The sequence below is a fragment of the Micromonospora sp. WMMD961 genome, assembly GCF_029626145.1.
GTDB lineage: Bacteria > Actinomycetota > Actinomycetes > Mycobacteriales > Micromonosporaceae > Micromonospora.
In genome coordinates this window covers 1,864,222-1,888,778 of the sequence record NZ_JARUBJ010000002.1, presented here as the reverse complement: position 1 = coordinate 1,888,778, position 24,557 = coordinate 1,864,222, and the positions used below count along the sequence as shown (strand labels likewise).

At 71.9% G+C, this 24,557-nt stretch carries 23 protein-coding genes; 3 read left to right on the top strand and 20 right to left on the bottom strand.

Translation table 11 applies throughout. From position 1 onward, the window contains the following. Positions 1-17: 17 nt before the first annotated feature. The 5 genes from O7614_RS09010 to O7614_RS08990 form a co-directional block, all read right to left on the bottom strand. Positions 18-1,706 (bottom strand): ribonuclease J, encoded by a 1,689-nt coding sequence (locus tag O7614_RS09010; protein ID WP_278138005.1) that lies wholly within the window; start codon positions 1,704-1,706, stop codon positions 18-20. 52 nt (positions 1,707-1,758) lie between these two features. Next, the gene (gene dapA, locus O7614_RS09005; protein WP_278138004.1) at positions 1,759-2,685 is read right to left on the bottom strand and encodes a 4-hydroxy-tetrahydrodipicolinate synthase; all 927 of its coding nucleotides are present in this window, start codon (positions 2,683-2,685) and stop codon (positions 1,759-1,761) included. Between the two features lie 47 nt (positions 2,686-2,732). Next, the gene (gene thyX / locus O7614_RS09000) at positions 2,733-3,473 is read right to left on the bottom strand and encodes an FAD-dependent thymidylate synthase (RefSeq protein WP_278142195.1); all 741 of its coding nucleotides are present in this window, start codon (positions 3,471-3,473) and stop codon (positions 2,733-2,735) included. 553 nt (positions 3,474-4,026) lie between these two features. Then, positions 4,027-4,617, bottom strand: a complete 591-nt coding sequence (locus O7614_RS08995) for a DUF2752 domain-containing protein (RefSeq protein ID WP_278138003.1) — start codon at positions 4,615-4,617, stop codon at positions 4,027-4,029. A 4-nt stretch (positions 4,618-4,621) separates the two neighbouring features. Beyond that, positions 4,622-5,851, bottom strand: coding sequence for a crosslink repair DNA glycosylase YcaQ family protein (locus O7614_RS08990; RefSeq protein ID WP_278138002.1), 1,230 nt, complete (start codon positions 5,849-5,851; stop codon positions 4,622-4,624). 79 nt (positions 5,852-5,930) lie between these two features. Here O7614_RS08990 and O7614_RS08985 point away from each other — a divergent pair, with 79 nt between their 5' ends. Then, positions 5,931-6,482: a GNAT family N-acetyltransferase gene (locus tag O7614_RS08985; RefSeq protein ID WP_278138001.1), complete on the top strand. Its 552-nt coding sequence runs from the start codon at positions 5,931-5,933 to the stop codon at positions 6,480-6,482. Here the strand turns inward: O7614_RS08985 and O7614_RS08980 are convergent. Continuing rightward, positions 6,381-7,655, bottom strand: coding sequence for a glycosyltransferase family 87 protein (locus O7614_RS08980; RefSeq protein ID WP_278138000.1), 1,275 nt, complete (start codon positions 7,653-7,655; stop codon positions 6,381-6,383). The two genes, O7614_RS08985 and O7614_RS08980, sit on opposite strands and share 102 nt — an antisense overlap. Before the next feature lie 35 nt (positions 7,656-7,690). Here O7614_RS08980 and O7614_RS08975 point away from each other — a divergent pair, with 35 nt between their 5' ends. Next, on the top strand, positions 7,691-8,284 hold the full coding sequence (locus O7614_RS08975; protein ID WP_278137999.1) for a GNAT family N-acetyltransferase: 594 nt from the start codon (positions 7,691-7,693) through the stop codon (positions 8,282-8,284). A 218-nt stretch (positions 8,285-8,502) separates the two neighbouring features. Here O7614_RS08975 and O7614_RS08970 read toward each other — a convergent pair whose 3' ends face one another. From O7614_RS08970 to truB, 7 genes are all read right to left on the bottom strand, one after another. Beyond that, positions 8,503-8,973: a GNAT family N-acetyltransferase gene (locus O7614_RS08970; RefSeq protein ID WP_278137998.1), complete on the bottom strand. Its 471-nt coding sequence runs from the start codon at positions 8,971-8,973 to the stop codon at positions 8,503-8,505. Between the two features lie 34 nt (positions 8,974-9,007). Continuing rightward, the gene (gene dapB / locus O7614_RS08965) at positions 9,008-9,772 is read right to left on the bottom strand and encodes a 4-hydroxy-tetrahydrodipicolinate reductase (RefSeq protein ID WP_278137997.1); all 765 of its coding nucleotides are present in this window, start codon (positions 9,770-9,772) and stop codon (positions 9,008-9,010) included. Between the two features lie 110 nt (positions 9,773-9,882). Further along, a complete protein-coding gene (locus O7614_RS08960; protein WP_278137996.1) occupies positions 9,883-11,307 on the bottom strand; it encodes a pitrilysin family protein in 1,425 nt (474 codons plus the stop codon). Between the two features lie 47 nt (positions 11,308-11,354). Continuing rightward, the gene (locus O7614_RS08955; protein ID WP_278137995.1) at positions 11,355-13,739 is read right to left on the bottom strand and encodes a polyribonucleotide nucleotidyltransferase; all 2,385 of its coding nucleotides are present in this window, start codon (positions 13,737-13,739) and stop codon (positions 11,355-11,357) included. Positions 13,740-13,966: 227 nt separating this feature from the next. Continuing rightward, a complete protein-coding gene (gene rpsO / locus O7614_RS08950; RefSeq protein ID WP_278137994.1) occupies positions 13,967-14,236 on the bottom strand; it encodes a 30S ribosomal protein S15 in 270 nt (89 codons plus the stop codon). A gap of 191 nt (positions 14,237-14,427) precedes the next feature. Next, positions 14,428-15,357 (bottom strand): bifunctional riboflavin kinase/FAD synthetase, encoded by a 930-nt coding sequence (locus O7614_RS08945; protein ID WP_278137993.1) that lies wholly within the window; start codon positions 15,355-15,357, stop codon positions 14,428-14,430. Between the two features lie 25 nt (positions 15,358-15,382). Next, a complete protein-coding gene (gene truB / locus O7614_RS08940; protein ID WP_278142194.1) occupies positions 15,383-16,285 on the bottom strand; it encodes a tRNA pseudouridine(55) synthase TruB in 903 nt (300 codons plus the stop codon). 36 nt (positions 16,286-16,321) lie between these two features. Here truB and O7614_RS08935 point away from each other — a divergent pair, with 36 nt between their 5' ends. Next, complete coding sequence (locus tag O7614_RS08935) at positions 16,322-16,585, top strand: hypothetical protein (RefSeq protein ID WP_278137992.1); 264 nt, start codon at positions 16,322-16,324, stop codon at positions 16,583-16,585. An 11-nt stretch (positions 16,586-16,596) separates the two neighbouring features. Here the strand turns inward: O7614_RS08935 and O7614_RS08930 are convergent, their stop codons facing one another. The 7 genes from O7614_RS08930 to infB all read right to left on the bottom strand — a co-directional run bounded on the left by O7614_RS08930 (position 16,597) and on the right by infB (position 24,477). Continuing rightward, the gene (locus O7614_RS08930; RefSeq protein WP_278137991.1) at positions 16,597-17,919 is read right to left on the bottom strand and encodes an MATE family efflux transporter; all 1,323 of its coding nucleotides are present in this window, start codon (positions 17,917-17,919) and stop codon (positions 16,597-16,599) included. A gap of 764 nt (positions 17,920-18,683) precedes the next feature. Further along, positions 18,684-18,893: a DUF6186 family protein gene (locus tag O7614_RS08925; RefSeq protein ID WP_208745211.1), complete on the bottom strand. Its 210-nt coding sequence runs from the start codon at positions 18,891-18,893 to the stop codon at positions 18,684-18,686. Continuing rightward, complete coding sequence (locus O7614_RS08920; protein WP_278137990.1) at positions 18,893-19,300, bottom strand: hypothetical protein; 408 nt, start codon at positions 19,298-19,300, stop codon at positions 18,893-18,895. Before O7614_RS08920 ends, O7614_RS08925 begins: the two co-directional genes overlap by 1 nt. 102 nt (positions 19,301-19,402) lie before the next feature. Further along, on the bottom strand, positions 19,403-20,461 hold the full coding sequence (locus tag O7614_RS08915) for a bifunctional oligoribonuclease/PAP phosphatase NrnA (RefSeq protein WP_278137989.1): 1,059 nt from the start codon (positions 20,459-20,461) through the stop codon (positions 19,403-19,405). Then, entirely contained in the window at positions 20,458-20,949 is a 492-nt protein-coding gene (gene rbfA / locus O7614_RS08910; RefSeq protein ID WP_278137988.1) for a 30S ribosome-binding factor RbfA, read from the bottom strand. The genes O7614_RS08915 and rbfA overlap by 4 nt, the downstream gene beginning before the upstream one ends. Before the next feature lie 126 nt (positions 20,950-21,075). Next, entirely contained in the window at positions 21,076-21,372 is a 297-nt protein-coding gene (locus tag O7614_RS08905) for a DUF503 domain-containing protein (RefSeq protein WP_145785009.1), read from the bottom strand. A gap of 90 nt (positions 21,373-21,462) precedes the next feature. Then, the gene (gene infB / locus O7614_RS08900) at positions 21,463-24,477 is read right to left on the bottom strand and encodes a translation initiation factor IF-2 (RefSeq protein ID WP_278137987.1); all 3,015 of its coding nucleotides are present in this window, start codon (positions 24,475-24,477) and stop codon (positions 21,463-21,465) included. Positions 24,478-24,557 lie beyond the last annotated feature (80 nt).

The following is a 24,557-nucleotide window of genomic DNA, read 5'->3' as shown; positions in this document are numbered from 1 at the left end:
GCGTCAGCGGGAGTTGCTCAGACCTCGACCACTGTCGGCACGATCATCGGGCGACGACGGTACGCGTCGTTGACCCACCGGCCCACCGTCCGCCGGACGATCTGCTGAAGCTGGTGCGGGTCGGTGATGCCGTCCGCCGCGGCCCGGTTGAGCGCCTCGGTGACCAGCGGGATCACCGGGTTGAACGCCTCCGGGTCCTCGGAGAAGCCCTTCGCGGACAGCGTCGGACCGGCGACCACCTTGCCGGTGACGGAGTCGACCACCACTGTGGTGGCGATGAAGCCGCCGTCACCGAGGATCCGCCGTTCGGTGAGCAACGACTCGCTGACGTCGCCGACGGCGAGGCCGTCGACGTAGACGTAGCGGCTCTTCACGTGCCCGACCAGGCTGGCCCGGCCCTCGACGAGGTCCACCACGTCGCCGTCCTCGCAGATCACCACCCGGTCGGCGGCGACCCCGGACTCGATGCCGAGCCGGGCGTGGGCCCGCAGGTGACGCCACTCACCGTGGACGGGCATCAGGTTGCTGGGCCGGACCACGTTGAGCAGGTAGAGCAGTTCCCCGGCCGGGGCGTGCCCGGAGACGTGCACCTTCGCCACGTCCTTGTGCACGACCACCGCTCCGGCCCGGGCGAGCCGGTTGATCACCCGGTAGACCGAGGTCTCGTTGCCGGGCACCAGCGAGGACGCCAGCACGACGGTGTCACCCGGGGCGATGGTGATGTGTCGGTGGTCGCCACTGGCCATCCGGCCCAGCGCGCTCATCGGCTCACCCTGCGAACCGGTGGACATCAGCACGATCTGGTCCGGCGGCAGCGTGGTCGCCTCCTCGATCCCGATGACCAGGCCGGCCGGGATGTTGAGCAGACCGAGGTCCCGGGCGATGCCCATGTTGCGGACCATGGACCGGCCGATCAGCGCGACCTTGCGGCCGTGTTCGGCGGCGGAGTCGAAGACCTGCTGCACCCGGTGCACGTGCGAGGCGAACGAGGCCACGATGATCCGGCCCTTTGCCTTCGCGAAGATCGAGTCGAGCACCGGCCCGATCTCCCGCTCCGGGGTGACGAAGCCGGGGATCTCCGCGTTGGTGGAGTCGGACAGCAGCAGGTCCACACCTTCGGCGCCGAGCCGGGCGAAGCCGGCCAGGTCGGTGATCCGGCCGTCCAGCGGAAGCTGGTCCATCTTGAAGTCGCCGGTGTGCAGCACCAGGCCGGCGGGCGTACGGATGGCCACCGCGAGGGCGTCCGGGATCGAGTGGTTGACAGCGAAGAACTCGCACTCGAACGGGCCGAGCCGCTCACGGCCACCCTCGCGCACGGTCAGGGTGTACGGCTGGATGCGCCGCTCGGCCAACTTCGCCTCGACCAGGGCGAGGGTGAACTGGGACCCGACCAGGGGGATGTCGGGCTTGTGGGCGAGCAGGTAGGGCACCGCGCCGATGTGGTCCTCGTGGCCGTGCGTCAGCACGATCGCCTGGACGTCGGCCAGCCGGTCCAGGATCGGACCGAAGTCGGGCAGGATCAGGTCCACACCCGGCTGCTCGACGTCAGGGAACAGGACCCCGCAGTCGACGATCAGCAACTTGCCGTCGTACTCGAAGACGGTCATGTTCCGACCGATGGCGCCGAGCCCGCCGAGCGGGATGATCCGCAGGCCGCCCTCCGGCAGCGGCGGGGGTAGCTCCGCCTCGATGTGCGCCTCGGTCACGCGTCCACCTCAATCTGCGACGCCGTCACTCGGCGTCCATCGTGTCGTTTGGTCATTCGGGCAGCTCCAGGCCCGCTGCCGCGAAGTCCGCGCGCAGCTGGGCGATCTCGTCGTCGGTGGCGTCCACCAGCGGGGGTCGCACCGGGCCGGCCGGCAGGCCCTGCGCTGCCAGGCCCGCCTTCACCAGGATCGTGCCCTGGGTGCGGAAGATGCCGGTGAACAGCGGCAGCAGCCGCCGGTGCAGCGCCAGCGCGGTCGCCATGTCCCCCGCGTCGTACGCATCGATCAGTTGTGCGGCCAGCGCCCCGGTGAAGTGCGTGGAGGTGCCGACCAGGCCCACCGAACCGACGGCCAGCGCCGGCAGGGTGAGGGCGTCCTCGCCGCTGTAGAAGGCGAGGGCGCTCCGGCTGGTCACCCAGCTGGTCGCGGTCAGGTCGCCCTTGGCGTCCTTGACCGCGACGATCCGGCCGTGCTCGGCGAGCCGGACCAGCGTCTCGGTCTCGATCGGCACACCGGAACGGTGCGGGATGTCGTACAGCATCACCGGCAGGCCGGTGGCGTCGGCCACCGCGGTGAAGTGCCGCAGCAACCCGCTCTGCGGCGGCTTGTTGTAGTAGGGGGTGACTACGAGCAGGCCGTGCGCGCCCGCCTTCTCGGCGCTGGCGGCCAACTCGATGGTGTGTCGGGTGTCGTTGGTGCCGACCCCGGCGACCACCTTGGCACGGTCACCGACGGCCTCCACCACGGCCCGGATCAGGTGTTCCTTCTCGGCGTCGGTGGTGGTCGGCGACTCGCCGGTGGTGCCGTTGACCACCAGCGCGTCGTTGCCCTGCTCGTCGACCAGATGGCTCGCCAGCTGGGCGGCACCGTCGAGGTCGAGGGAGCCGTCGGAGGTGAACGGGCTCACCATGGCTGTGAGCAGCCGGCCGAAGGGGCGGGACACCGGTCGGGCGGCGGCGTCGAGGTGGTCGTGCGTCATACCCTCCAACCTAGCGGACGACCAGCCGGGGCCCGCCGGGGAAGGGCTCAGGACGCCTCGTGCGGGCTGGCCGCCACCTCGGTGCCGTCGGGCAGCCTGGAGATCACGAAGTCGGCGAACACGTTGGGGGCGACACCCTGCAACTGGCGCAGACACTCCACAGCCAGCTCACGGATCTCCACGTCGGCGTGCTCGGTTGCCCGCATCGCGACGAAGTGTCGCCACGCCCGGTAGTTACCGGTCACCACGATCCGGGTCTCGGTGGCGTTGGGCAGCACCGCCCGAGCCGCCTGCCGGGCCTGCTTGCGGCGCAGGGTCGGGTTCGGCTCGTCGGAGAAGCGCTGCTCCAGACCCTCCAACAACTCGGTGTACGCCCGCACGCTCGCCTCGGCGGCCTCGGTGAACTTCTTGTGCAGCTCCGGGTCGTCGGCGATGACCGCCGGCTCGACCATGGCCGCGTCGCGCTCGGGGACGTAACGCTGGGAGAGCTGGGAGTACGAGAAGTGCCGGTGCCGGATCAGCTCATGGGTGAACGAGCGGGACACCCCGGTGAAGTAGAAGGTGACCGACCCGTGCTCCAGCACCGACAGGTGCCCGACCTCCAGGATGTGCGCCAGGTAGCCGGCGTTCGTGGCGGTCGCCGGGTTCGGCTTCTTCCAGGACTGGTAGCAGGCCCGTCCGGCGAACTCGGCGAGCGCCTGACCACCCTCCGCGTCGGTCGACCACGGCACATCGTCCGGGGCCGCGAACTGGGTCCACGCGATCAACTTGACCTGGGGCTGCACCATCTCCGGCATTCCTGGGACTGTAGTGGCGCAGCCCCTCCCGGCCCAACTCAGGCACGCCCCCTGCAACGTCGATCACGCAGCCGGTGGCGGAGCCGACGACACCTCCGGGCGTGCGCCGGGTCCGCGCATCGTCGTCGAGGCCGGGGCGGACAGTTCCGTCAGCGTCCTTTGGAGCTGAATCGTTTGTGACATCAGCCCCGGTGGGTGGGCCCGCCCGTACCGGCCGCGAGGCCGCGTCGAGCACCATCTGGGGCGATGTGCGACGGCCGCCGCGCACCGACCGCGTGGCTACGCAGGGTGGTCGACTCGGGTACCTGCACGTCAGGGTGTCCTGGGCCCGATGGCCCGGTTTCCTGCCTGTCGAGTCGAGAATGTGTGGCCGACGCCGGGGGCGGTCCGCCGCCAGCGGTCGGTGGGCCAGGCACATGATGTCGTAGACGATTCAGCTCCAAAGGGAGCGCGAACAGCACATGCCCGCCGAGCGCCGCAACCGCGAAGCGCCGCGTCGGTCGGACGGCAGATCAGACGTAGGGCAAGTCAGACGTAGGGCGAGTCAGACGTACAGCGAGGTGAACGGTGCCCAGGGCAGGTTGCGCAGCACCGAGAAGGCCAGCCACAGGCCCAGGAACCCGCCGATAGCCTTCGAGCTGATTCGCAGCTCAGGCAGTCGCCAGCCGAACGCCTGGTTTCCCGCCCAGGCCACGAAGAGGTACGCCAGGAACGGCAGCGCGAAGACGAACAGGAAGTGGTGCCGGGCGGCGGCTGGCAGGTCGGCGTGCAGCACGTACCAGAGTGCGCGGGTGCCGCCGCAGCCCGGGCAGTCCAAACCCGTGGTCAGCTTGAGCAGACAGGTGGGTGCGGCGTCCGGGGCGGCGTGGGTCGGGTTGCTGAGCAGCGCGTAGCTCATGCCGATGGCGACGCAGCCAACTGCGGCCAGCGGCACTGCCCAACGCGGCGAACGCTGGTAGAGCCGCAGCACGAACCGGGTGAGCCGGTCCGGCTCGGGTGCCGGGTAGCCACCCGGCGGGGGCGTCGGCCAACCGACCGGGCCCGCGTCGGCCGGGTCGGCCGGGTCGGCCGGCACCGTGTGCACGGCTCCGGGGGCGGGCTGCGGCTCGTGGACCGGTCCGGAAGGGCTCGTCACGCGCTCACGGTACACCGGACACGCCGGTCAACGCGGCGCTCAGCGGGGCGGCAAGGTCGCCGGCCGTGGGCGGGGCCACCGCGTCCAGGCCGAGCCAGCCGGCGAGCCGGTACAGCTCGGCGGCGAGCGCCACGGCGGTCTCCCCCGCGTCGACGCCGGGCTCGACCCAGGCGGCCGGCACCAGCAGCACCCCCGCCTTGCGATCGGCCTTCAGGTCGACCCGTGCGGTGAACCGGTCGCCCTGCAGGAACGGCAGCACGTAGTAGCCGTAGACCCGCTGCGGCGCCGGGACGTAGATCTCGATCCGGTAGCTGAAGTCGAACAGCCGCTCGGTGCGGGCACGTTCCCAGACCAGCGGGTCGAACGGGCTGACCAGCGTGTTGCCCCGGATCCAGCGGGGTACGCGGGCGGACGCGTGCAGCCAGGCCGGCTGACGCCAGCCCGCCACGGTGACCGGCACCAGCTCACCGGCCTCGGCCAGCTCCGCGACCGCCTGCCGGGCACCGGCCAACGGCAGTCGGAAATAGTCGCGCAGCTCCGGCTCGGCGGCCACCCCGAGCGACCGCGCCGCAAGGGCGACCAGCGTGCGGTACGCCTCGGCGTCGGTCGGGGTGGGCGCGGCCAGCACCCCCGCGGGTAGCACCCGCTCGGGCAGGTCGTAGCGGCGGGCGAAGGAGGTGCTGCGCTCCGCGGCGGCCACCTCGCCGGCCCAGAAGAGGAACTCCAACGCCCGCTTCACCGCAGACCAGTTCCACCCCCAGTTGCCGGTCTCCCGCGGCGCGTCGTGTTCGATCTCGGCGGCCGTCAACGGGCCCCGGGCGGCCACCTCGTCCCGCACCCAGGCGACCAGCTCCGGCTGCTCCTGGGCGATCCGCCGCATGCCACCCCAGGCCTCGTCGTGCGCCCGGGCCATCCGCCAGCGCAGCATCGGGTGCAACTCCACCGGGACCAGCGACGCCTCGTGGCCCCAGTATTCGAACAACTCACGTGGGCGGCGGTAGGCGGCCTGGTCGAGCAGCGTGGTCGGGTAGGGCCCGAGCCGGCTGTAGAGCGGCAGGTAGTGCGCGCGCTGCAGCACGTTGACCGAATCCATCTGGATCAACCCGACCCGGCCCAGCACCCGGCGCAGGTGCCTGCGGGTGGGCACGCCGGTCGGCGGCGGGTCGGCGAAGCCCTGGGCGGCCAGCGCCACGCGGCGGGCCTGGGCGAGCGAGAGTGATTCCGGTGCGGTCATCGTCGGCGACCTTAATTCATCGGTACGACGTCGGTGCGGGAAGCTGGACGCGACGGCCAACGGGGCATAGAACGGTGCAATGCTGACCATCCGTCGGGAGGAGCCGGACGACGCCGAGGCGGTCGCCCGGGTGCACGTACGCGGCTGGCAGGCGGGCTACGCCGGCTTCATGCCCGACGAGGTGCTCCGGCGGCTGAACGTGGCGGCTTGGGCGCAACGCCGTCGCGACGTCGGCACCGCCGACCCCGAGCACCCGTTCACCACCCTCCTCGGTGAGGTGGACGGGCTGGTCGTCGGCTTCACCACCTTCGGGCCGTACCGCCGCAACCAGGACCGGGACGACCTGGACCCGACGCTCGGCGAGGTGGTGGCGATCTACGTGGAGCCGGAGTGCTGGGGTGACGGGACCGCCGCCGCCCTGCTGGCCGCCGCCCGGGCCGGGCTCGGCGAGCAGGGCTGGACCGGCTACCGGGCATGGGTGCTGGCGGACAACCGGCGGGCCCGCCGGTTCTGCGAGCGCGCCGGTCTGTCACCGGACGGTGAGCGCTCGACCTACCAGGTGCCGCTGGCCGGCGGGAGCCCGCCGGTCGGGCTGGTCGAGCTGCGGTACGCCGGACGTCTCGACAGCTGACCCGGCCGGGGTCAGCCAGCGGCGGATCGGCAGGAAGGCCAGCAACGCGAGACTGATCCACACGTAGGCGTTGCTGCCCACGAAGCCGTCCAACCCGGTGAAGTCCTTCTCCCAGAACCAGACGGTCCGGCTGATCAGCAGCGCGTACCCGATGGTCGCGGCGGCCAGCAGGATCCGCCGTCGGCGGCCGGCCGGCGCGGCCATCGCGTTGTCGACCAGCAGGATCAGCGCCGGCAGCAGCCAGACCAGGTGGTGCACCCAGGTGACCGGGCTGACCAGGCACATCACCGCGCCGGTCAGCGCCAGCCCGGTCGCCTCGTCACCGACCCCGACGGCCGCCCGGGACCGCCAGGCCCAGAGCGCCAGGGTGCCGAGCACCAGCAGCAGCCACTGCACCGTGCTCGGGTGCTGCGGGTCGAGCCGGGCGACCACACCGCGCAGCGACTGGTTGGAGACGAAGGCCAGCTCGCCCACCCGACCGGTGTTCCACAGCGCCTCGGTCCAGAACTCCCGGGACGCGTCCGGGAAGAGCGCACCGGCCAGCAGCGACACCCCGGCGGCGGTGCCGGAGGCGGTCAGCGCCGCCCGCCAGCGACCGGTCACCAGCAGGTAGACGATGAAGACACCCGGGGTCAGTTTGATCGCGGTGGCGAGCCCGATGCCCACCCCGGCCCACCGGTTGCCGGCCGGCAGCAGGCGCAGCAGGTCCACCGCCACCAGGAAGAGCAGCAACATGTTGACCTGGCCGAAGTTCACCGTCTCGCGCATCGGTTCGAACGCGGCGGCCAGGCAGAGCGCCACGGCGAGCGCGAACCACCGGGTCCAGCCGGCGCGCCGGGCGATCGGGTCGACCAGCCACCAGATCAGCACGGTGGTGGTGATCACGCTCGCGAGCACGCTCACCACGATCGCCGCCGTCCACGGCAGGTACGCCATCGGCAGCATGACCAGGGCGGCGAACGGCGGGTAGGTGAAGCCGTACTGGGTGCCCGGCTTGAGGTAGTCGTAGATCTCCCCGCCGTCGTGCACCCACCACGTCAGCGCGCCGTAGTAGACCTTCAGGTCGAAGAAGCCGTGTCGTACGGCCGCGACGGCGAGGAACGCGGTGACCGCCGCGGCGAGCGCCACCACCCCGACTACCTGCGCGGTCGTCCTATTGGCACCCTGCGCCACCGTCGCCTCCCTCGCCCTGCGTAGGCTTCCGTCCCATGGCTCTCGGGTACGTCCGCCCGGCGCGTCCCGAGGACGCCGGCGAGATCGCACGCATCCAGCTCGCGACCTGGCGGGTCGCGTACCGCCGGATCCTGCCTCGGCACGTGCTCGACAACCTGGACGAGGCGTTCCTCGCCCGGCGATGGAGCGCAGCGGTGCTGGAGCCGCCCTCCGGCGCGCACCGGGTGCTGGTCGCCGTCGAACAGGCCGAGCAATCGTATCTGGTGGGGTTCGCCGCCTCCGGCCCGGCCGACGGCGAGGCCCTGGCCCCGGGTGAGCCGGCCGACGCGCTCGGCCCGGACGTGGCCGCCGTGACCGACCTGCTGGTCGAGCCGCGGTGGGGTCGGCGGGGGCACGGCAGCCGGCTGCTCGCCGCCGCCGTCGACCTGTGGCGGGAGGACGGGCTGACTCGGGCGGTGGCCTGGGCGTTCGACGGTGACGAGGCGACCCGGAAGTTCCTCACCAGCACCGGCTGGGAGCTCGACGGCGCGGCCCGCGCCCTGGACGTCGACGACATGCTGGTGCCGCAGGTGCGCCTGCACGTGGCGGTGCCGACCGAGCCACTCGCCGACGACCGCCCCGGCGAGTGACCCGGCCGGGTCAGCCCTTGTCCGAGCCGTCGTTGGCATCGCGGACGAAGTACCGCTGGAACACCCCGTCGCGGCCGGTCGGTGTCCCGCTCGGCCAGCACCCCGCTCCCGCCCGCCCCGTCGATCATGGAGTTGTGGTGGGCCTTCACTCCGCATATGCCCCTTATGATGGGCACCACAACTCCATGATCGACGCGAAGGGTGGGGCCACGCGGTGGTTAGCGGCGGAGCTCGGTGATCAGCTCTTCGTCGTCCACCTCGCCGGTGGGGTGAAAGCCCAGGGAGGTGTAGAGGGCGGCGGCCTGGGTGTTGTCGGGGTGGTAGGAGAGACGGACCGGGGGGTTGCCCTCCCGGGCGGACAGCCAGTCGGCCAAGGTCCGCACCGTTGCCCCGCCCACGCCGCGGTTCTGCTCGGCGGCGTCGACCAGCATGCCGCCGATCCAGTGCGAGCCGTCGTCGTCCACGCCCCACATGACGTGCCCGACGACGGTCTCGTCGGCGTACACGGCCAGGGAGTTCCACACCGCGGAACGGGTACTCAGCAGCAGGTAACGTGCGCCCAGCGCGGCCACGAACCGGCGCTGGTCGTCGCGCGGGGCGACATCGGCGACCGCCCGCCAGTTGTCGTCGTCGACCGGCCGGAGTGTGACCCGCCGACCGAGCCGGTCCAGGTGCCCATCATCGATCATCGGCGGATGCTACCCGGCCCGGACAGATCTCCGTTCAGTCGAGCAGGGCGTCCAGGCCGACGGTGAGGCCGGGGCGGTTGCGCACCGCACGGACGGCCAGCAGCACACCCGGCATGAACGACACCCGGTCGTACGAGTCGTGCCGGATGGTCAGCGTCTCGCCGATGCCGCCGAAGAGCACCTCCTGGTGGGCGACCAGACCGGTGGCGCGCACCGCGTGGACGCGTACCCCGTCGATGTCGGCGCCGCGCGCACCCGGCACCTCGTCCTTGGTGGCGTCCGGCACCGGCCCGAGACCGGCGTCGGCGCGGGCCTGGGCGATCTGCCGGGCGGTGTGGGTGGCGGTGCCACTCGGGGCGTCCAACTTGCGCGGGTGGTGCTGCTCGATGATCTCGACGGACTCGAAGTGTCGGGCGGCCCGCGCGGCGAACTGCATCATCAGCACCGCGCCGATGCCGAAGTTCGGGGCGATCACCACACCCACCTCGGGCCGGTCGGCGAGCCAGCCGCGCACCTGCTCCAGCCGCTGTTCGGTGAAGCCCGTCGTACCGACAACCGCGCTGATGCCCTGGTCGATGCACCACTTCAGGTTGTCCATGACAACGTCCGGCGTGGTGAAGTCGACGACCACCTCGGCGCCGGCGACGGCGCCGGCGACGGCGGAACGGTCGTCGCCCTGGTCGATCGACGCCACCAGTTCGAGGTCGTCGGCGGCGTCGACCGCCTTGCAGACCTCGATGCCCATGCGTCCGCGGGCACCGAACACGCCGACCCGGGTCTTCTCCTGCTCGTCAGTCACGCGGCACAACCTATCCCAATCGGGACGTGCCCTCCGGGCCGGATCCAGGTGGATCCACCCGCCGGGATGCCCAGCCGAACGGGCTCCGCCCGCGTCCCGGGCGGCGGCCCTCAGACCGAGAAGTCGCCCTCGCCGAAGGGGCCGACCACGGCCAGCGACATCGGTCGGGTGAGCAGCTCGGCGGCGAGAGCGTTCACGTCCTCGACGGTCACTCCGTCGACCCGACGGAGCAACTCGTCCACTGGCATCAGGTCGCCGTAGAGCAACTCACCCTTGGCCAGCCGGCTCATCCGGGAACCGGTGTCCTCCAGGCCGAGCACGAACGAGCCCTTGCTCATCCCCTTGCCACGGGCCACCTCTGCCTCGGTCAACCCGTCGGCGGCGACCCGGGCCAACTCGGCGCGGGTCAGGGACAGCACCTCGTCCACCTTGCCCGGCGCGCAGCCGGCGTAGACGGCGAACAGGCCGGTGTCGGCGTACTGGCTGGCGTAGGAGTAGACCGAGTACGCCAGGCCGCGCTGCTCGCGGATCTCCTGGAACAGGCGGCTGGACATGCCGCCACCGAGCACGTTGTTGAGCACCCCGAGGGCGAAGCGCCGCTCGTCGAGACGGTCGATGCCGGGGCAGCCGAGGATGACGTGCGCCTGCTCGGTCTCCTTCGGCTCCACGACGGTGGTCGACGGCTTGGTGCGTACCGCCGGGGTCGCCGCGCGGTGCGGCGCCGGGGTGGCCGGGTCGCTGTCCAGCGGGGTGCCGCGCACGGCCTGGCGGACCAGCTTGACCACTGTGGCGTGGTCGAGGTTGCCGGCGGCGGCGACGACGATCTGCGGCGCGGTGTAGCGGCCCCGGTAGAAGTTCTGGATCTGCCGCCGGGTCATCGGCGTGACGGTCTCCGCGGTGCCCGAGATCAGCCGGCCCAGCGGGTGGTCACCGTAGACCGCCTGGACGAAGAGGTCGTGCACCTCGTCACCGGGTTCGTCGTCGTGCATGGCGATCTCTTCGAGGATCACGCCACGCTCGGTCTCGACGTCGGCCGGCTCCAACAGCGAGTCGGCGACCAGGTCGCACATCACGTCGATCGCCAGCGGCAGGTCCTCGTCCAGCACCCGGGCGTAGTAGCAGGTGTATTCCTTCGTGGTGAAGGCGTTGGTCTCACCACCCACCGCCTCGATCTGCGAGGAGATCTCCAGCGCGGTGCGCTTGTGGGTGCCCTTGAACAGCAGGTGTTCGAGGAAGTGCGCGGCGCCGGCCTGCGGGCCGGTCTCGTCGCGTGAGCCGACCGCCACCCAGATGCCGAACGAGACGCTGCGCATCGCGGGGATCGCCTCGGTGAGCACGCGCAGGCCGCTGGGCAGCACGGTACGTCGTACCGTGCCACCCAGCGGGTCGTCGCTGAGCGTCCGGGTCACCGCGCGGGCGGCGCCGCCGGAACGGCCCGCCCCGGTGTCGCCAGGCTGACTCGACTGGCTGGCCCGCCAGGACGAGGCCACCCCCCGTCGATCCGGTGGAAACGGCGCGCTGAAGGCCCGACTCACGTGGTGCTCCCGGTTCGACGAGGGGTGGGTGACGCAGGTGCTGAAGGTCAGCTGTGCCGGGTCCGGCGGCGCGGACGCTCGCCGCCCTCGCCACCCTCGCCGCCGCTGTTGCCGCCCTCGCCGCGCTCCGGGCCACGCCCGCCCCGGTCGCCGCCACGCTCGCGGTCACCGCGGTCACGCGGAGCCCGGTCGCCGCGGTCCCGACCAGCGGGTCGGTCGCCACCGGCGGCCTCGCCGGCGGCCGGCGCCTCGGCGCCCTCCGGCCGGACCTTGTCCAGGTAGATCTTGCCACGGGCGTCGATGTCCGCGATCTCGACCTCGACCCGGTCGCCGACGTTGAGGAAGTCCTCGACGCGCTCGACCCGCTTGCCGTCGCCCACCTTGGAGATGTGCAGCAGGCCGTCGCGGCCCGGCAGCAGCGAGATGAACGCACCGAACGCGGCGGTCTTGACCACCGTGCCGAGGAACCGCTCGCCCTGCTTCGGCAGCGTCGGGTTGGCGATGCCGTTGATCCGGTCGACGGCCGCCTGGGCCGACGGGCCGTTGGTGGCACCGACGTAGATCGTGCCGTCGTCCTCGATGGAGATCTCGGCGCCGGTCTCGTCCTGGATCGCGTTGATGGTCTGACCCTTCGGGCCGATCACCATGCCGATCTTGTCGACCGGGATCTTGACGGTGGTGACCCGCGGTGCGTAGTCCGACATCTCGGCCGGAGCCTCGATCGCCGCCTTCATCACACCGAGGATGACCTGCCGGGCCTCGTTGGCCTGCTGCAGCGCGGCGGCCAGCACGTCCGACGGGATGCCGTTGAGCTTGGTGTCGAGCTGGAGCGCGGTGACGAACTCCGGCGTGCCGGCGACCTTGAAGTCCATGTCACCGAACGCGTCCTCGGCACCGAGGATGTCGGTCAGCGTCACGTACTGGGTCTTGCCGTCCACCTCGTCGGAGATGAGACCCATCGCGATGCCGGCGACCGGCGCCTTCAGCGGGACACCCGCGGAGAGCAGGCCCAGCGTCGACGCGCAGACCGAACCCATCGAGGTGGAGCCGTTGGAGCCGAGCGCCTCGGAGACCTGCCGGATGGCGTACGGGAACTCCTCGCGCGACGGCAGCACCGGGATCAGCGCGCGCTCGGCGAGAGCACCGTGGCCGATCTCGCGCCGCTTCGGCGAGCCGACCCGGCCGGTCTCACCGGTCGAGTACGGCGGGAAGTTGTAGTTGTGCATGTAGCGCTTGCGGTTCTCCGGGGACAGCGTGTCCACCATCTGCTCCATGCGGAGCATGTTCAGCGTGGTGACACCCAGGATCTGGGTCTCGCCCCGCTCGAACAGCGCCGAACCGTGCACCCGGGGCAGCACGCCGACCTCGGCGGTCAGCGTCCGGATGTCGCGCGGGCCACGGCCGTCCATGCGGACCTGCTCGCGCAGCACGCGGTTGCGCACCTCGGACTTGGTCAGCGAGCGGAAGGCGGCGCTGAGTTCCTTCTCCCGACCCTCGAACCGAGCGCCCAGCTCCTCGGCGACCCGGCTCTTGACCCGGTCCAGGGCCTCCTCGCGGTCGGCCTTGCCGGCGATGGTGATCGCCTCGGCCACGTCGGCGCGGGCCAACTCGGCCACGGCGTCGTACGCGTCGTCCTGGTAGTCCAGGAAGACCGGGAACTCGGTGACCGGCTTGGCCGCGACCTCGGCCAGCTCGCTCTGCGCGCGGCACAGCTCACGGATCGCCGGCTTGGCGGCCTCCAGGCCGCTGGCGACGATCTCCTCGGTCGGGGCGGTGGCGCCGGCCGAGATCAGGGCGACGGCGTTCGGCGTGGCCTCGGCCTCCACCATCATGATCGCGACGTCGCCGTCCTCCAGGGTGCGACCGGCCACGACCATGTCGAAGGTGGCCCGGGCCAGCTCCTCCAGGGTCGGGAAGGCGACCCACTGGCCGTCGATGTGGGCGACGCGGGTCGCCCCGATCGGGCCGGAGAACGGAAGGCCGGAGAGCTTGGTCGACATCGAGGCGGCGTTGATCGCCACGACGTCGTACGGGTGCTGCGGGTCGAGCGCGAGGACGGTCTCGACGACCTGGACCTCGTTGCGCAGGCCCTTGACGAAGGACGGGCGCAGCGGCCGGTCGATCAGCCGGCAGGTGAGGATCGCGTCCTCGCTGGGCCGGCCCTCGCGGCGGAAGAACGAGCCGGGGATGCGGCCCGCGGCGTACATCCGCTCCTCGACGTCGACGGTCAGCGGGAAGAAGTCGAACTGCTCCTTCGGGTGCTTACCGGCGGTCGTGGCGGAGAGGACGACCGTCTCGCCCAGCTGGGCGATGACGGAACCGGCGGCCTGGCGGGCCAGCCGGCCGGTGGAGAAGGTGATCTCGCGGGTGCCGAAGGACCCGTTGTCGATCACGGCGGTGCGGGATTCGGTGCCGAGTTTGGTCTCGGTCATGTGCTGTCGTGCTCCTTCGCGTCGTGGGCCCACGACATCGGGGAGCTGCTCAGCCGGCCGGTCTTCGATCGAAGCGCCCGGGGTACCGGCATGATGCCGGGGTTCCCGGGGGCCACTACCGGAGACCGGTACGCTGACCGGCTCCCTCTCGGGTGGTCGCGCGGCCCGTGTTTCTTCTGGTGGGACGCGGTACGGGGGAGCGGCCGGTCGGCCACTCCCCCGTCACGTCACCGGCGCAGGCCGAGCCGCTCGATGAGCGACCGGTAGCGGTTGATGTCCTTCTTCTGGACGTAGTTGAGCAGCCGACGGCGACGGCCGACCAGCAGCAGCAGCCCACGGCGGCTGTGGTGGTCGTGCTTGTGCACCTTCAGGTGCTCGGTCAGCTCGGCGATCCGCTTGGTGAGGACCGCGACCTGGACCTCCGGCGAACCGGTGTCGCCCTCGGCGGTCGCGTACTCCGCGCGGATGCTGGCCTTGGCTTCCTGGTCGAGCGCCATGTTCTCCCTGTTTCGATGGGTTGATCAAGTAGGTTGTCCGTCGTCCCGATGGACCGGGAACGGACCGGTACCTCGCACCCGCGGCGTCGAGCAGGCACGCGAGGCCCCACGCCGGTCACCCGACGTCCCGGCAAGACTACCAGCACTCGCCGGTAACACCCGGCCAAGGGCCGCCGGCGGGCCCCCGCCGATCAGGTCAGGGCATGCCGGGTGCGCTCGACGTCCTGATTCATCTGGGCGATCAACGGCTCGATCGAGTCGTACCGGACCTGGCCGCGCAGGTGCGCCACGAAGTCCAGGGCCAGCCGCTCGCCGTACAGGTCGCCGGAGAAGTCCAGCGCGTACGCCTCCACCCGCCGCTCCCGGCCGGAGAAGGTCGGGTTGGTGCCCACGGACACGGCCGCCATCAGCGGGTCACGTTGCCCGCGGCGGATCAGCCGGGCCGCGTACACCCCGTCGGCGGGCACCGCCGCGTACCGGTGGCAGAGCAGGTTGGCGGTGGGGAAGCCCAGCTCCCGACCCCGTTGGTCGCCGCGGACCACCACCCCCTCCAGGCGATGGGGGCGGCCCAGCGCGCCGGCGGCCGCGCCCACGTCACCCGCGTCGACGCAGGAGCGGATGTAGGTGGAGGAGAAGACGGTGCCGTCTTCGGCGACCAGCGGGCCGCCCTCGACGCCGAAGCCGAAGGTGCGCCCGAGCTGCTCCAACAGCGCCACGTCGCCGGCCGCCCGGTGCCCGAAGCGGAAGTTGTCGCCGACCACCACCAACGCCGCGTGCAGGTGCTCGACCAGGACGTCGTGCACGAACTGCTCGGCCGGCAGCCGGGAGAACTCCGGGGTGAACGGCACCACGCAGAGCACGTCCACGCCGAGCGCCTCGATCAACTCGGCCTTGCGGGCCGGTTCGGTGAGGACCGCCGGATGCGAGCCGGGACGGACCACCTCGGCCGGATGCGGGTCGAAGGTGACCACCACCGACTGCACGCCCAACGCGCGGGCCCGGGCCACGGTGTGCCCGATCGTCGCCTGGTGCCCCTTGTGCACGCCGTCGAAGACGCCGATGGTGACGACCGAGCGTCCCCACCCACCGGGCGCCGCGTCGTACCCCCGCCACCGCTGCATGCCGCTCCTCCCCTGTCGCCCGGCCTCAGGCCGGGGCGAGCACGATCTCCGCGCGGGCCCGCCCGTCCCGCTCGCTGACGATAGCGATCAGACCGCCGGCGGGCCCGAAGACGGCGTACGGCCCGGTGAGGCCGGCCGGGTCCAACGGCCCGCCGTGGGCGAGCACCCGAGCCTCCTCGGGCGTGGCCTCCCGGCGCGGGAAGAATCGGTCGGCCGCCGCGTCCAGCGGCAGGTTCACCACCTCCGGTGCGCGCTGCTCCAGCTCGTCGAGGGTCGCCGCCTCGGCCAGGGTGAACCCGCCGACCGCGGTCCGGCGCAGCGCGGTCAGGTGGCCACCGACGCCGAGCGCGAGGCCCGCGTCCCGGGCGATGGCCCGGATGTACGTGCCGGAGGAGCAGGTCACGTCCACGTCCACGTCCACCAGGTCCGGGTCGGTGCGGCGGATCGCCAGCACCTCCAAGCGGGAGATGGTGACCCGGCGGGCGGGCAGGTCGACGCTCTCCCCGTCGCGAACCCGCTTGTACGCCCGCTGCCCGTCGATCTTGATCGCGCTGACCGCGCTCGGCACCTGGTCGACGTCGCCCCTGAGCGGGGCCAACGCCGCCCGGATCGCGTCGTCGGTGAGGTGACCGGCCGGCGTGCTGGCGATCACGTCGCCCTCGGCGTCGTCGGTGACCGTGGACTGGCCGAGCCGGATGGTGCCGGTGTAGCTCTTGCCCGCGCCGATCACGTAGGTCAGCAGGCGGGTGGCCCGGCCCACGCCGATCACCAGCACACCGGTGGCCATCGGGTCGAGGGTGCCGCCGTGGCCGACGCGCCGCGTCTTCGCCAACCGGCGGATCCGCGCCACCACGTCGTGCGACGTCATGCCGCCGGGCTTGTCGACGACGATCAGACCATCGGTGCTCACGTCGGCCAAGCCTGCCAGATGGCCCACCCAGCGCGGTGCGTGGGCACACCCGGCGTGACCCGAGCCTCCGCCGACGGACCCGACCGACCCGCCGCCGCCATCGCCGGTCACCCGGACGACGTGCCGTCCTCGGCCCGGGGCCTCTGGATCACCTCGGCGGAGGCGGTGACCTGGAACGCGGACTGCGCGCAACTCCGCGACGGCTGGGTGCAGGAGCAGTTCTGGGTGGCCGACGTACACCGGGACCGGATACCGGCGGGCGACCCGGGCACGATCTTCGACCTCGACGCGCCCGCGCCGACCACCACCCGCTGCTGACCGGGCGGTGGTCAGCGAACCGCGCCGACCACCGCCCAGCTGCCGGTGCGCAGGCGCAGCAGCAGGGCGACCAGCCGGATCACCACGAACACTGTGAGCCCGGCCCAGATGCCGCCCAGCCCGAGGTCGAGGGCGTACGCCAGCCAGATGGCGGGCAGGAAGCCGCCGAGCGCCGCCACGATGGTGAGGTTGCGCAGGTAACGCACGTCGCCCGCGCCGATCAGCACGCCGTCGAGGGCGAACACCACCCCGGCCAGCGGCAGCATGGCGACGAACCACGGCCACGCGGTCATGGCCTGCTCGCGTACCCCCGGATCGGAGCTGAACCAGGACGGCACCACACCGGCGCCGGCGGCGATGAGCAGCGCGAAGCCGATGCCGCAGACGCCACCGAGCAGCCCGATCCGGCGGGCGAGCGCCCGCGCGCCGGCGTCGTCGCCGGCACCGAGCGCGGCGCCCACCAGCGACTGGGCGGCGATGGCCAGCGCGTCGAGCACCAGCGCGGTGAAGAACCAGAGTTGAAGGGCGATCTGGTGGGCGCCGACGGCGGCGGCGCCGAAGCGAGCGGCGACGGCGGTGGCGGAGAGGAAGCTGGCCTGGAAGGCGATCCCTCGGATCAGCAGGTCCCGGCTGAGCACCAACTGCTGGCGGATCACGGGGGGTCGGGGCCGCAGCGACACCCGTTCGGCGACCAGGGCCGCGGCGAAGAGCGCCCCGCAGAGGGTCTGCGCCACGACGTTGGCCGCCGCCGAGCCGATCAGGCCCAGCCCGGCGGGGTAGACCAGCAGCGGACAGAGCAGCGCGGAGAGCAGGTTGGGGCCGAGCACGAAGTACAGCGGGCGGCGGGTGTCCTGCACGCCGCGCAACCAGCCGTTGCCGGCTGCGGCGAGCAGCAGGCCGGGGGCGCCGAGGGCCGCGATCCGCAGCCAGTGTTCGGCGGCGTCGGCCACCTCGCCACCACCACCGACGAGGGTACGCGCGAGCGCGGCTCCGCCGAACTGCATGCCGATCGCGATCAGCAGACCGACACCGAGCGCCAACCAGGAGGACTGGACGCCCTCGGCCACCGCGGCGGCCCGGTCCCCCGCTCCGAAGCGGCGGGCAGCCCGCCCGGTGGTGCCGTACGCGACCACGGTGCCGACCCACGCGGTCAGCGTCATCACCGTGCCGCCGACGGCGAGCGCGGCGAGCGGCACCCGGCCGAGGTGACCGACCACCGCCGTGTCGACGAGCACGTAGAGCGGCTCGGCGGCGAGCACCACGAGGGCCGGCAGGGCGAGGCTGGCGATCCGGCGTGGCGAGGCGGTTCGGTCGGCGGTGACGGTCTGGCTCATCGCCGCCGATCCTGGCACGAGCCCCGTAAGGATCGCAATCCCGCCGACTGCTTACCTCGTCGGAGTCGCCCTCGGCCGCGCAGGCTGGCCAGCATCGCGTGGGTCATGTCCGCGTCGCGGGCCGAGCCCGCACTCAGGCAGGCGGTCAGGCGGGGGCCAGTACCTCTGGTCAGAGGCTGTGGAGCTGATGTCGTAAACGAATCATGTCCTGGCGTCGCAGACGAAGCAGGTCGTGACATCGCAGACGAAGCAGGTCGTGACGTCGCAGACGAAGCAGGTCGTGACGTCGTGACCCGTCAGGTCGCGATGTCGCAGACGATTCAGCTCCAAAGGAGCACCAGGATGCGTCCGGTCCTCCCCGGCGGTGTTCGGCGGGAGGGATCACCGCTGGTGCGGTCGGGTCACTGGCGGGTGTCCATCGACGTCTGCAGCGCGCGTCGGGCCTGCTCGCGGGCGTCGTCGGTGGTGGCCTCGGGCTTGGGCTTGTTCGGCATGGTGGTGGTCCTTCCAGGGAGCGAGCCACCGACAGGCGGCGGCCCTCGACGGGCGGTCCTGCTGAGCGCCCCACGGCGGTCCGGGGTTACCGGAGCGGCCGCCTGGGCAGCGTGAGCCCGGGTCGGTGCGACCCTGGAGGGAGGCGGCACGAGGTGTGGCACCACCACCCATGACCTGCACCGTCACGCGGCGCCGGCCCTCTCCCAAGTTATCGTTCAGGTCCATATGCTGCTCACGGTTCCCGCCATCTGGACAGCGGGCAACCCGGCTCAACGGGCCAGGAAGTGCCATCCCAGCCACCACCAGAACCCGAACAGACCGATCCGGCCCACCGGAACCAGACCGACCTCGTAGCGCATCACGTACGCGCAGACCTCGCCGAGGGTGGGGATCCGCGAGCCCTCCCGGCGGGCCATCCACTCGACCACCGCGAAGAGGACCAGCGCGGCCAGAAAGCCGCCGATCGCGAGCGCCCGCATCATCGCCGCACCAGCCCCCAGAAGGCCGCCAGCCAGGCGAACCAGGCCGCCGACCGGGTCAGGTGATCTTCCAGGAGGGGATCGGCGAGCCGGGAGAAGGTGGGAAAGTCATCGCCGGCCGCCAACACGAAGGTGGCACCCTCGAAGACGCCGAAGACCACCACCGGCACCGCCCACCACGCCGCTCCCGCGCCCAGACGGCGCGGCGCCGGTCGACGGGGCACCCGGTTGCTCAGACCGAGCCAGATCAGCACCCCGCCGGTGCCGAGGGTGAACAGATTCGCCTCGGTGGAGAAGGACGCGAACCGACCACCGACGAGCGACAGACAGACCAGGACGGGAACGGAGACGGCGGGCCGATCCCATGCTCGGGGGGCCTCCACGGTGAGGTCGTGCGGCTGCTCCATCCCGCAATTCTTCCCGGTCTCACCGAGCGCGGGAAGACCAACACTCCCCGGAGCTGACCCTGATCTTCGGGATCGACCGATCGATGACGGCTAACGGCAGCGTCAGCTCGTGGGGTGGACCAACGCCGCGTCCAGTTGGCCACGGATCGACTCGACCACCTGCTCGACGGACCCCCGACCGGTGAAACCGGCCGCGAACGTGTGACCACCACCGCCCAGCGCGACCGCGACCCGGCTGACGTCCACCGCACCCTTGCTGCGCATCGACACCGCCCACTCACCCGACGTGGTCTGCTTCAGCACACAGCCCACGTCCGCCTCGGCGGTGCAGCGCACCGAGTCGATCAACGCCTCCAGCACGTACGGCCGTTGGTCGTGTCGGGCCAGGTCGTCCAGGGTGGCGAAGGTCCAGACCAGCCCTTGGCCACCGGCGGCGGCCGGCTCCAACTGCGCCCGACCGAGCACATCACCGAAGAGACGCACCGCGCCGAAGGGCCGGGTGTCGAAGACCCGCCGGGAGATGTCACCGGGCGAGATGCCGGTGGCCAGCAACCGGGCGGCCATCTCGTGCACCGCCGGGGTGGTCGCCGCGAACCGGAACGAACCAGTATCCGTGGTCAGGGCCACGTAGAGGCACTCGGCGATCGCCCGATCCACCACGACCCCGAGCCGGGTCAGCAACTGCTCGGCCACCACCGACGTCGCCGCGGCGCTTGGGTCGACCAGGTTGACAGTGCCGAAGCCCGGGTTCGAGGCGTGGTGGTCGAGCACCAGCGCCCCACCCGCCGACGACAGCCGCCCGGCCAACTCGCCGAGGCGCGACTCGCTCGCCGCGTCGAAACAGATCACCAGATCGGGTGCGAGGTCCGCCGCGTCCGCCGGGACCAGCAGCTCGAGCCCGGGAAGCCCGTGCAACGGCTCCGGCACCTCCGGCGGCCCGGGAAAGGTCGCCTGCACGTCGCGTACGCCGAGCTGCCGCAGGCCCAGACCGAAGCCGAGCATGCTGCCCAGCGCGTCGCCGTCCGGGTTGACGTGACAGATCAGCAGCACCCGGCCGGTCGGCGGGAGAGCCCGCACCAACGCCTCGGCCGCGGCCCAGTCCGCCTCGGCGGGGCCGAGCCCGGCTGCCCCGGCGAGCGGGGCACTGGCGGTGCTGGTCACCGCGTTTCCCCACCCCGCGGGGTTTCCCTGGCGTCAGTGGCCTCGTCGGCCTCGTCCGTCTCGTCGTCCTCGTCGTCCACCCGGTACGGCTGGGCCTCGCCCGCGTACTTCGCCTGGGCGGCGAGCCGCTGCACCTCGGCGTCGGCGTTGCGGGCGGCGGCGAGCAGGTCGTCGATGTGCTTGACCTGGTCCTGTACGTCGTCGAGGACGAACGTCAGGGTCGGCGAGTGCCGAAGCCCGAGCGCCTTGCCGACCGTGCTGCGCAACATCCCCTTGGCGCTCTCCAGCGCGGCGGCCGTGTCCGCCTGGGCGACCGAGTCGCCGAGCACCGTGTAGAAGACCGTCGCGTCGCGCAGGTCAGCGGTGATCCGGGCGTCGGTGATGGTGATCATCCCGAGCCGCGGGTCCTTGATCTGGCTCCGCACCACCGACGCGACCAGCTCACGCACCCGTTCGGCGTGCCGGCGTACCTTGGCCGGATCAGACATCTCGCCACCTCCACGGCGTCCTGCTCCCGGTCGGCCCGGAGGCCCGGAGGCCGCCGGCCGACCGGCCAACATCTCGAACACTACCTTCGCGGCCGCACCGGTCGCCCGGCACAGCCGGCACCGTGGTCAGTCGTCGTCCACGCCGTACAGCCGGCGTCGAACCGACAGCAGCTCGACCTCGGGACGGCCGGCCACCAGGCGCTCACAGGAGTCGAGCACCTCGCGGACGTGCACTGTCTCGGCGGCCACCACGGCCACCGCAATCTGCGCTCGACCGTGCAGGTCGAGCGCACCCACCTCGGCGGCCGACACCTCGAAGCGGCGCAGCGCCGCCACGATCGGCCGTACATATGATCTCTTGGCTTTGAGCGACCGGGAGTCGCCCGGCAGCAGCAGGTCGAAGACCGCGGTTCCGGTGAACATCGCCCCGGACGATACCGCCAACCCGCCCCGCATGATCAAGGGGTTTACGCCCTAGGGCGCAAACCCCTTGATCAGCGTGTCACTGCCGGATCAGGCGCGAACCTTCTCCCGCATCTCGAAGGTCTCGATGACGTCGCCGACCTGGACGTTGTTGTAACCACCCAGGGTCAGACCACACTCGAAGCCCTCGCGGACCTCGGTGGCGTCATCCTTGAACCGCTTCAGCGAGGTGATCGTGAGGTTGTCCGCCACGACCGTCCCGTCCCGAAGCAGTCGAGCCTTCGCGTTGCGCCGGATGATGCCCGACCGGACGATGCAACCGGAGATGTTGCCGATCTTGGACGAGCGGAAGACGTCGCGGATCTCCGCGGTGCCCAGCTCGGCCTCCTCGTACTCCGGCTTGAGCAGGCCCTTGAGCGCTGCCTCGATCTCCTCGATGGCCTGGTAGATGACGGTGTAGTACCGGATCTCCACGCCCTCGCGGTCGGCCATCTCACGGACCTTGTTCGAGGCCCGCACGTTGAAGCCGATGATCGTGACCGGCTCGGACGAGGCGCTGGCGAGCATGACGTTGCTCTCGGTGATCGCGCCGACGCCCCGGTCGAGGACCTTGAGCTGGACCTCCTCGGGGATGTCGAGGTTGAACAGCGCGTCCTCCAGGGCCTCCACCGAACCGGAGACATCGCCCTTGAGGATGAGGTTGAGTGACGTCTTCTCGCCCTCCTTGAGCTGCTCCATGAGCGTCTCGAGGGTGGCCCGACCACGGGAGTTGGCGAATGCCGCCGCCCGCCGCCGCGCCTGCCGCTGCTCGGCGATCTGCCGCACCGTGCGGTCGTCCGCCGCGGCGAGGAACGTGTCGCCCGCGCCGGGCGGCGCGGTCAGACCCAGAACCATGACCGGACGCGCCGGCCCAGCCTCGGAGAGCTGGTTGCCGTTCTCGTCGAGCATGGCCCGGACCCGGCCGTGCGCCCCACCGGCGACGATCGAGTCGCCCGCCCGCAGGGTGCCCTTCTGCACCAGCACCGTCGCCACCGCACCGCGGCCCTTGTCCAGGTGCGCCTCGATGGCCACACCCTGCGCCGGCCCGTCGATCGGAGCGGTCAGCTCCAGCGACGCGTCGGCGGTCAGCAGGACGGCCTCGAGCAGCTCCTCGATGCCGATGCCCGGCTTGGCGGCCACGTTGACGAACATGGTCTCGCCGCCGTACTCCTCGGCGACCAGGCCGTACTCGGTCAGCTGCTGGCGGACCTTGTCCGGGTTGGCATCCGGCTTGTCGACCTTGTTGACCGCGACCACGATCGGCACGTCGGCCGCCTTGGCGTGGTTCAACGCCTCGATGGTCTGCGGCATCACGCCGTCGTCGGCCGCGACCACCAGGATCACGATGTCCGTCACCTGGGCACCACGGGCACGCATGGCGGTGAACGCCTCGTGACCCGGGGTGTCGATGAAGGTCACCGCGCGGTCCACACCATCGTGCGGAACGTGCACCTGGTACGCACCGATGTGCTGGGTGATGCCACCCGCCTCACCGGCGACGACGTTCGCCTTGCGGATCGCGTCGAGCAGCTTGGTCTTACCGTGGTCGACGTGACCCATGACGGTCACCACCGGCGCACGGCTGACCAGACGCTCCTCGGCCACCTCCGCGTCGAGGTCGATGTTGAACTGCGCGAGCAGCTCGCGGTCCTCGTCCTCCGGGCTGACGATCTGGATGTCGAAGCCCAGGTGCTCACCCAGCAGCTGCAGGGTGTCGTCAGAACAGGACTGGGTCGCGGTGACCATCTCGCCCAGGTTGAACATCTCCTGGACCAGCGAACCAGGGTTGGCGTTGATCTTGTCGGCGAAGTCGGACAGCGAGGCGCCGCGAGACAGCCGGACGACCTGACCCTGACCCCGGGGAGCACCCGAGCTCATGGTCGGAGCCGACAGGTTGTCGAACTCCTGTCTGCGCTGCTTCTTGGACTTGCGACCGCGCGTCGGCCGGCCACCCGGACGCCCGAAGGCACCCGCGGCACCGCCGCCACGGCCACGACCGCCCGCACCCGGACGACCGCCGCCACCGGCCGGAGCACCCGGGCGGAAACCGCCACCGGGAGCACCGCCACCGCCGCCGGGACCGCCACGGTAGCCACCGCCACCGCCGGCACCCGCGCCGCCACCAGGGCCGCCGCGGTAACCGCCACCGCCGCCGGCGCCACCGCCGGGACCGCCACGGAAGCCACCGCCGCCACCGGGACGACCAGCGCCGCCGCCGGGACGACCAGCGCCACCGGGGCCGGGACGACCGGCCGCCGGACGCTGACTCGGCATCGACGCCGGGCTCGGCCGCGGCGGCATGGAGTTCGGGCTCGGCCGCGGCGGCATGCCCGCCGGGGTGTTGGGCCGGGGACCACCCGCACCGGCGGCCGGGGGCCGCTGCTGCTGGCCACCCTGGATGCCGAACGGGTTGTTACCGGCGCCGCGCGCCGGCGGGCGACCACCCGGTCGGGCACCCGGACCCGGAGCAGGCGCGCTCGGACGAGCTGCCGGCGAACCGGGACGGGGCGGCATCGCGGCCGGACCCGGCCGAGGGCCGGGACGGTTGCCACCGTCTGCCGGAGGCTCCCGGCGAACCGGGTTCTCCCGCTGCTGCTGACGGGCGGCCTGCGCGGCCTTGACCGCGGCCTCCTGCTCAGCCTTCAGCGCGGCGGCACGCGCCTCCGCGGCCGCCACCTCGATGTCGTGGGCACTCGCCGGCTTGGCGACCGGAGCCGCCGGCTGCGGCGCGGCGGGCACCGGACCCTTCGGCTTCGGGCCGGGCGTCGGCGCTGCCGGCCGCCGAGGCGGCATCGGCTTTGCCGAAACCCGGGGCGCGCCCGGGGTCGGGGACGTCGTCGGGGTCGGGTTGGAAGCCGGCGTCGACGCGGGCGCCGACGGGGCGGCCGGTGCCGGAGCCCCGGCGGACGCGACGAATGCGTTACGCAGCCGCCGGGCGACGGGCGCCTCGACGGTGCTCGACGCGGACTTCACGAACTCGCCCATTTCCTTCAGCTTGGCGAGAACGGTCTTACTCTCGACCCCGAGCTCTTTTGCAAGCTCGTGTACGCGGGCCTTGCCTGCCACTGCACTCCTCACTCCGAGGTCGTGCGGGCAGCACCCGCAGCGACCTCACTCGTGCACTTGAAGCCTGGTCATTTCAGGGA

Coding starts and splice junctions, on each gene's coding strand:
- O7614_RS08990 (WP_278138002.1), bottom strand. CDS start 5,851: ATGACCGCACCGGAATCACTCTCGCTCGCCCAGGCCCGCCGCGTGGCG.
- O7614_RS08945 (WP_278137993.1), bottom strand. CDS start 15,357: ATGCAGCGGTGGCGGGGGTACGACGCGGCGCCCGGTGGGTGGGGACGC.
- rbfA (WP_278137988.1), bottom strand. CDS start 20,949: ATGTCTGATCCGGCCAAGGTACGCCGGCACGCCGAACGGGTGCGTGAG.
- O7614_RS08905 (WP_145785009.1), bottom strand. CDS start 21,372: ATGTTCACCGGAACCGCGGTCTTCGACCTGCTGCTGCCGGGCGACTCC.
- O7614_RS08975 (WP_278137999.1), top strand. CDS start 7,691: ATGGCTCTCGGGTACGTCCGCCCGGCGCGTCCCGAGGACGCCGGCGAG.
- rpsO (WP_278137994.1), bottom strand. CDS start 14,236: ATGGCGCTCGACCAGGAAGCCAAGGCCAGCATCCGCGCGGAGTACGCG.
- O7614_RS08920 (WP_278137990.1), bottom strand. CDS start 19,300: ATGGAGCAGCCGCACGACCTCACCGTGGAGGCCCCCCGAGCATGGGAT.
- dapA (WP_278138004.1), bottom strand. CDS start 2,685: ATGACGCACGACCACCTCGACGCCGCCGCCCGACCGGTGTCCCGCCCC.
- O7614_RS08985 (WP_278138001.1), top strand. CDS start 5,931: ATGCTGACCATCCGTCGGGAGGAGCCGGACGACGCCGAGGCGGTCGCC.
- thyX (WP_278142195.1), bottom strand. CDS start 3,473: ATGGTGCAGCCCCAGGTCAAGTTGATCGCGTGGACCCAGTTCGCGGCC.
- O7614_RS08925 (WP_208745211.1), bottom strand. CDS start 18,893: ATGCGGGCGCTCGCGATCGGCGGCTTTCTGGCCGCGCTGGTCCTCTTC.
- O7614_RS08970 (WP_278137998.1), bottom strand. CDS start 8,973: ATGATCGATGATGGGCACCTGGACCGGCTCGGTCGGCGGGTCACACTC.
- O7614_RS08930 (WP_278137991.1), bottom strand. CDS start 17,919: ATGAGCCAGACCGTCACCGCCGACCGAACCGCCTCGCCACGCCGGATC.
- O7614_RS08955 (WP_278137995.1), bottom strand. CDS start 13,739: ATGACCGAGACCAAACTCGGCACCGAATCCCGCACCGCCGTGATCGAC.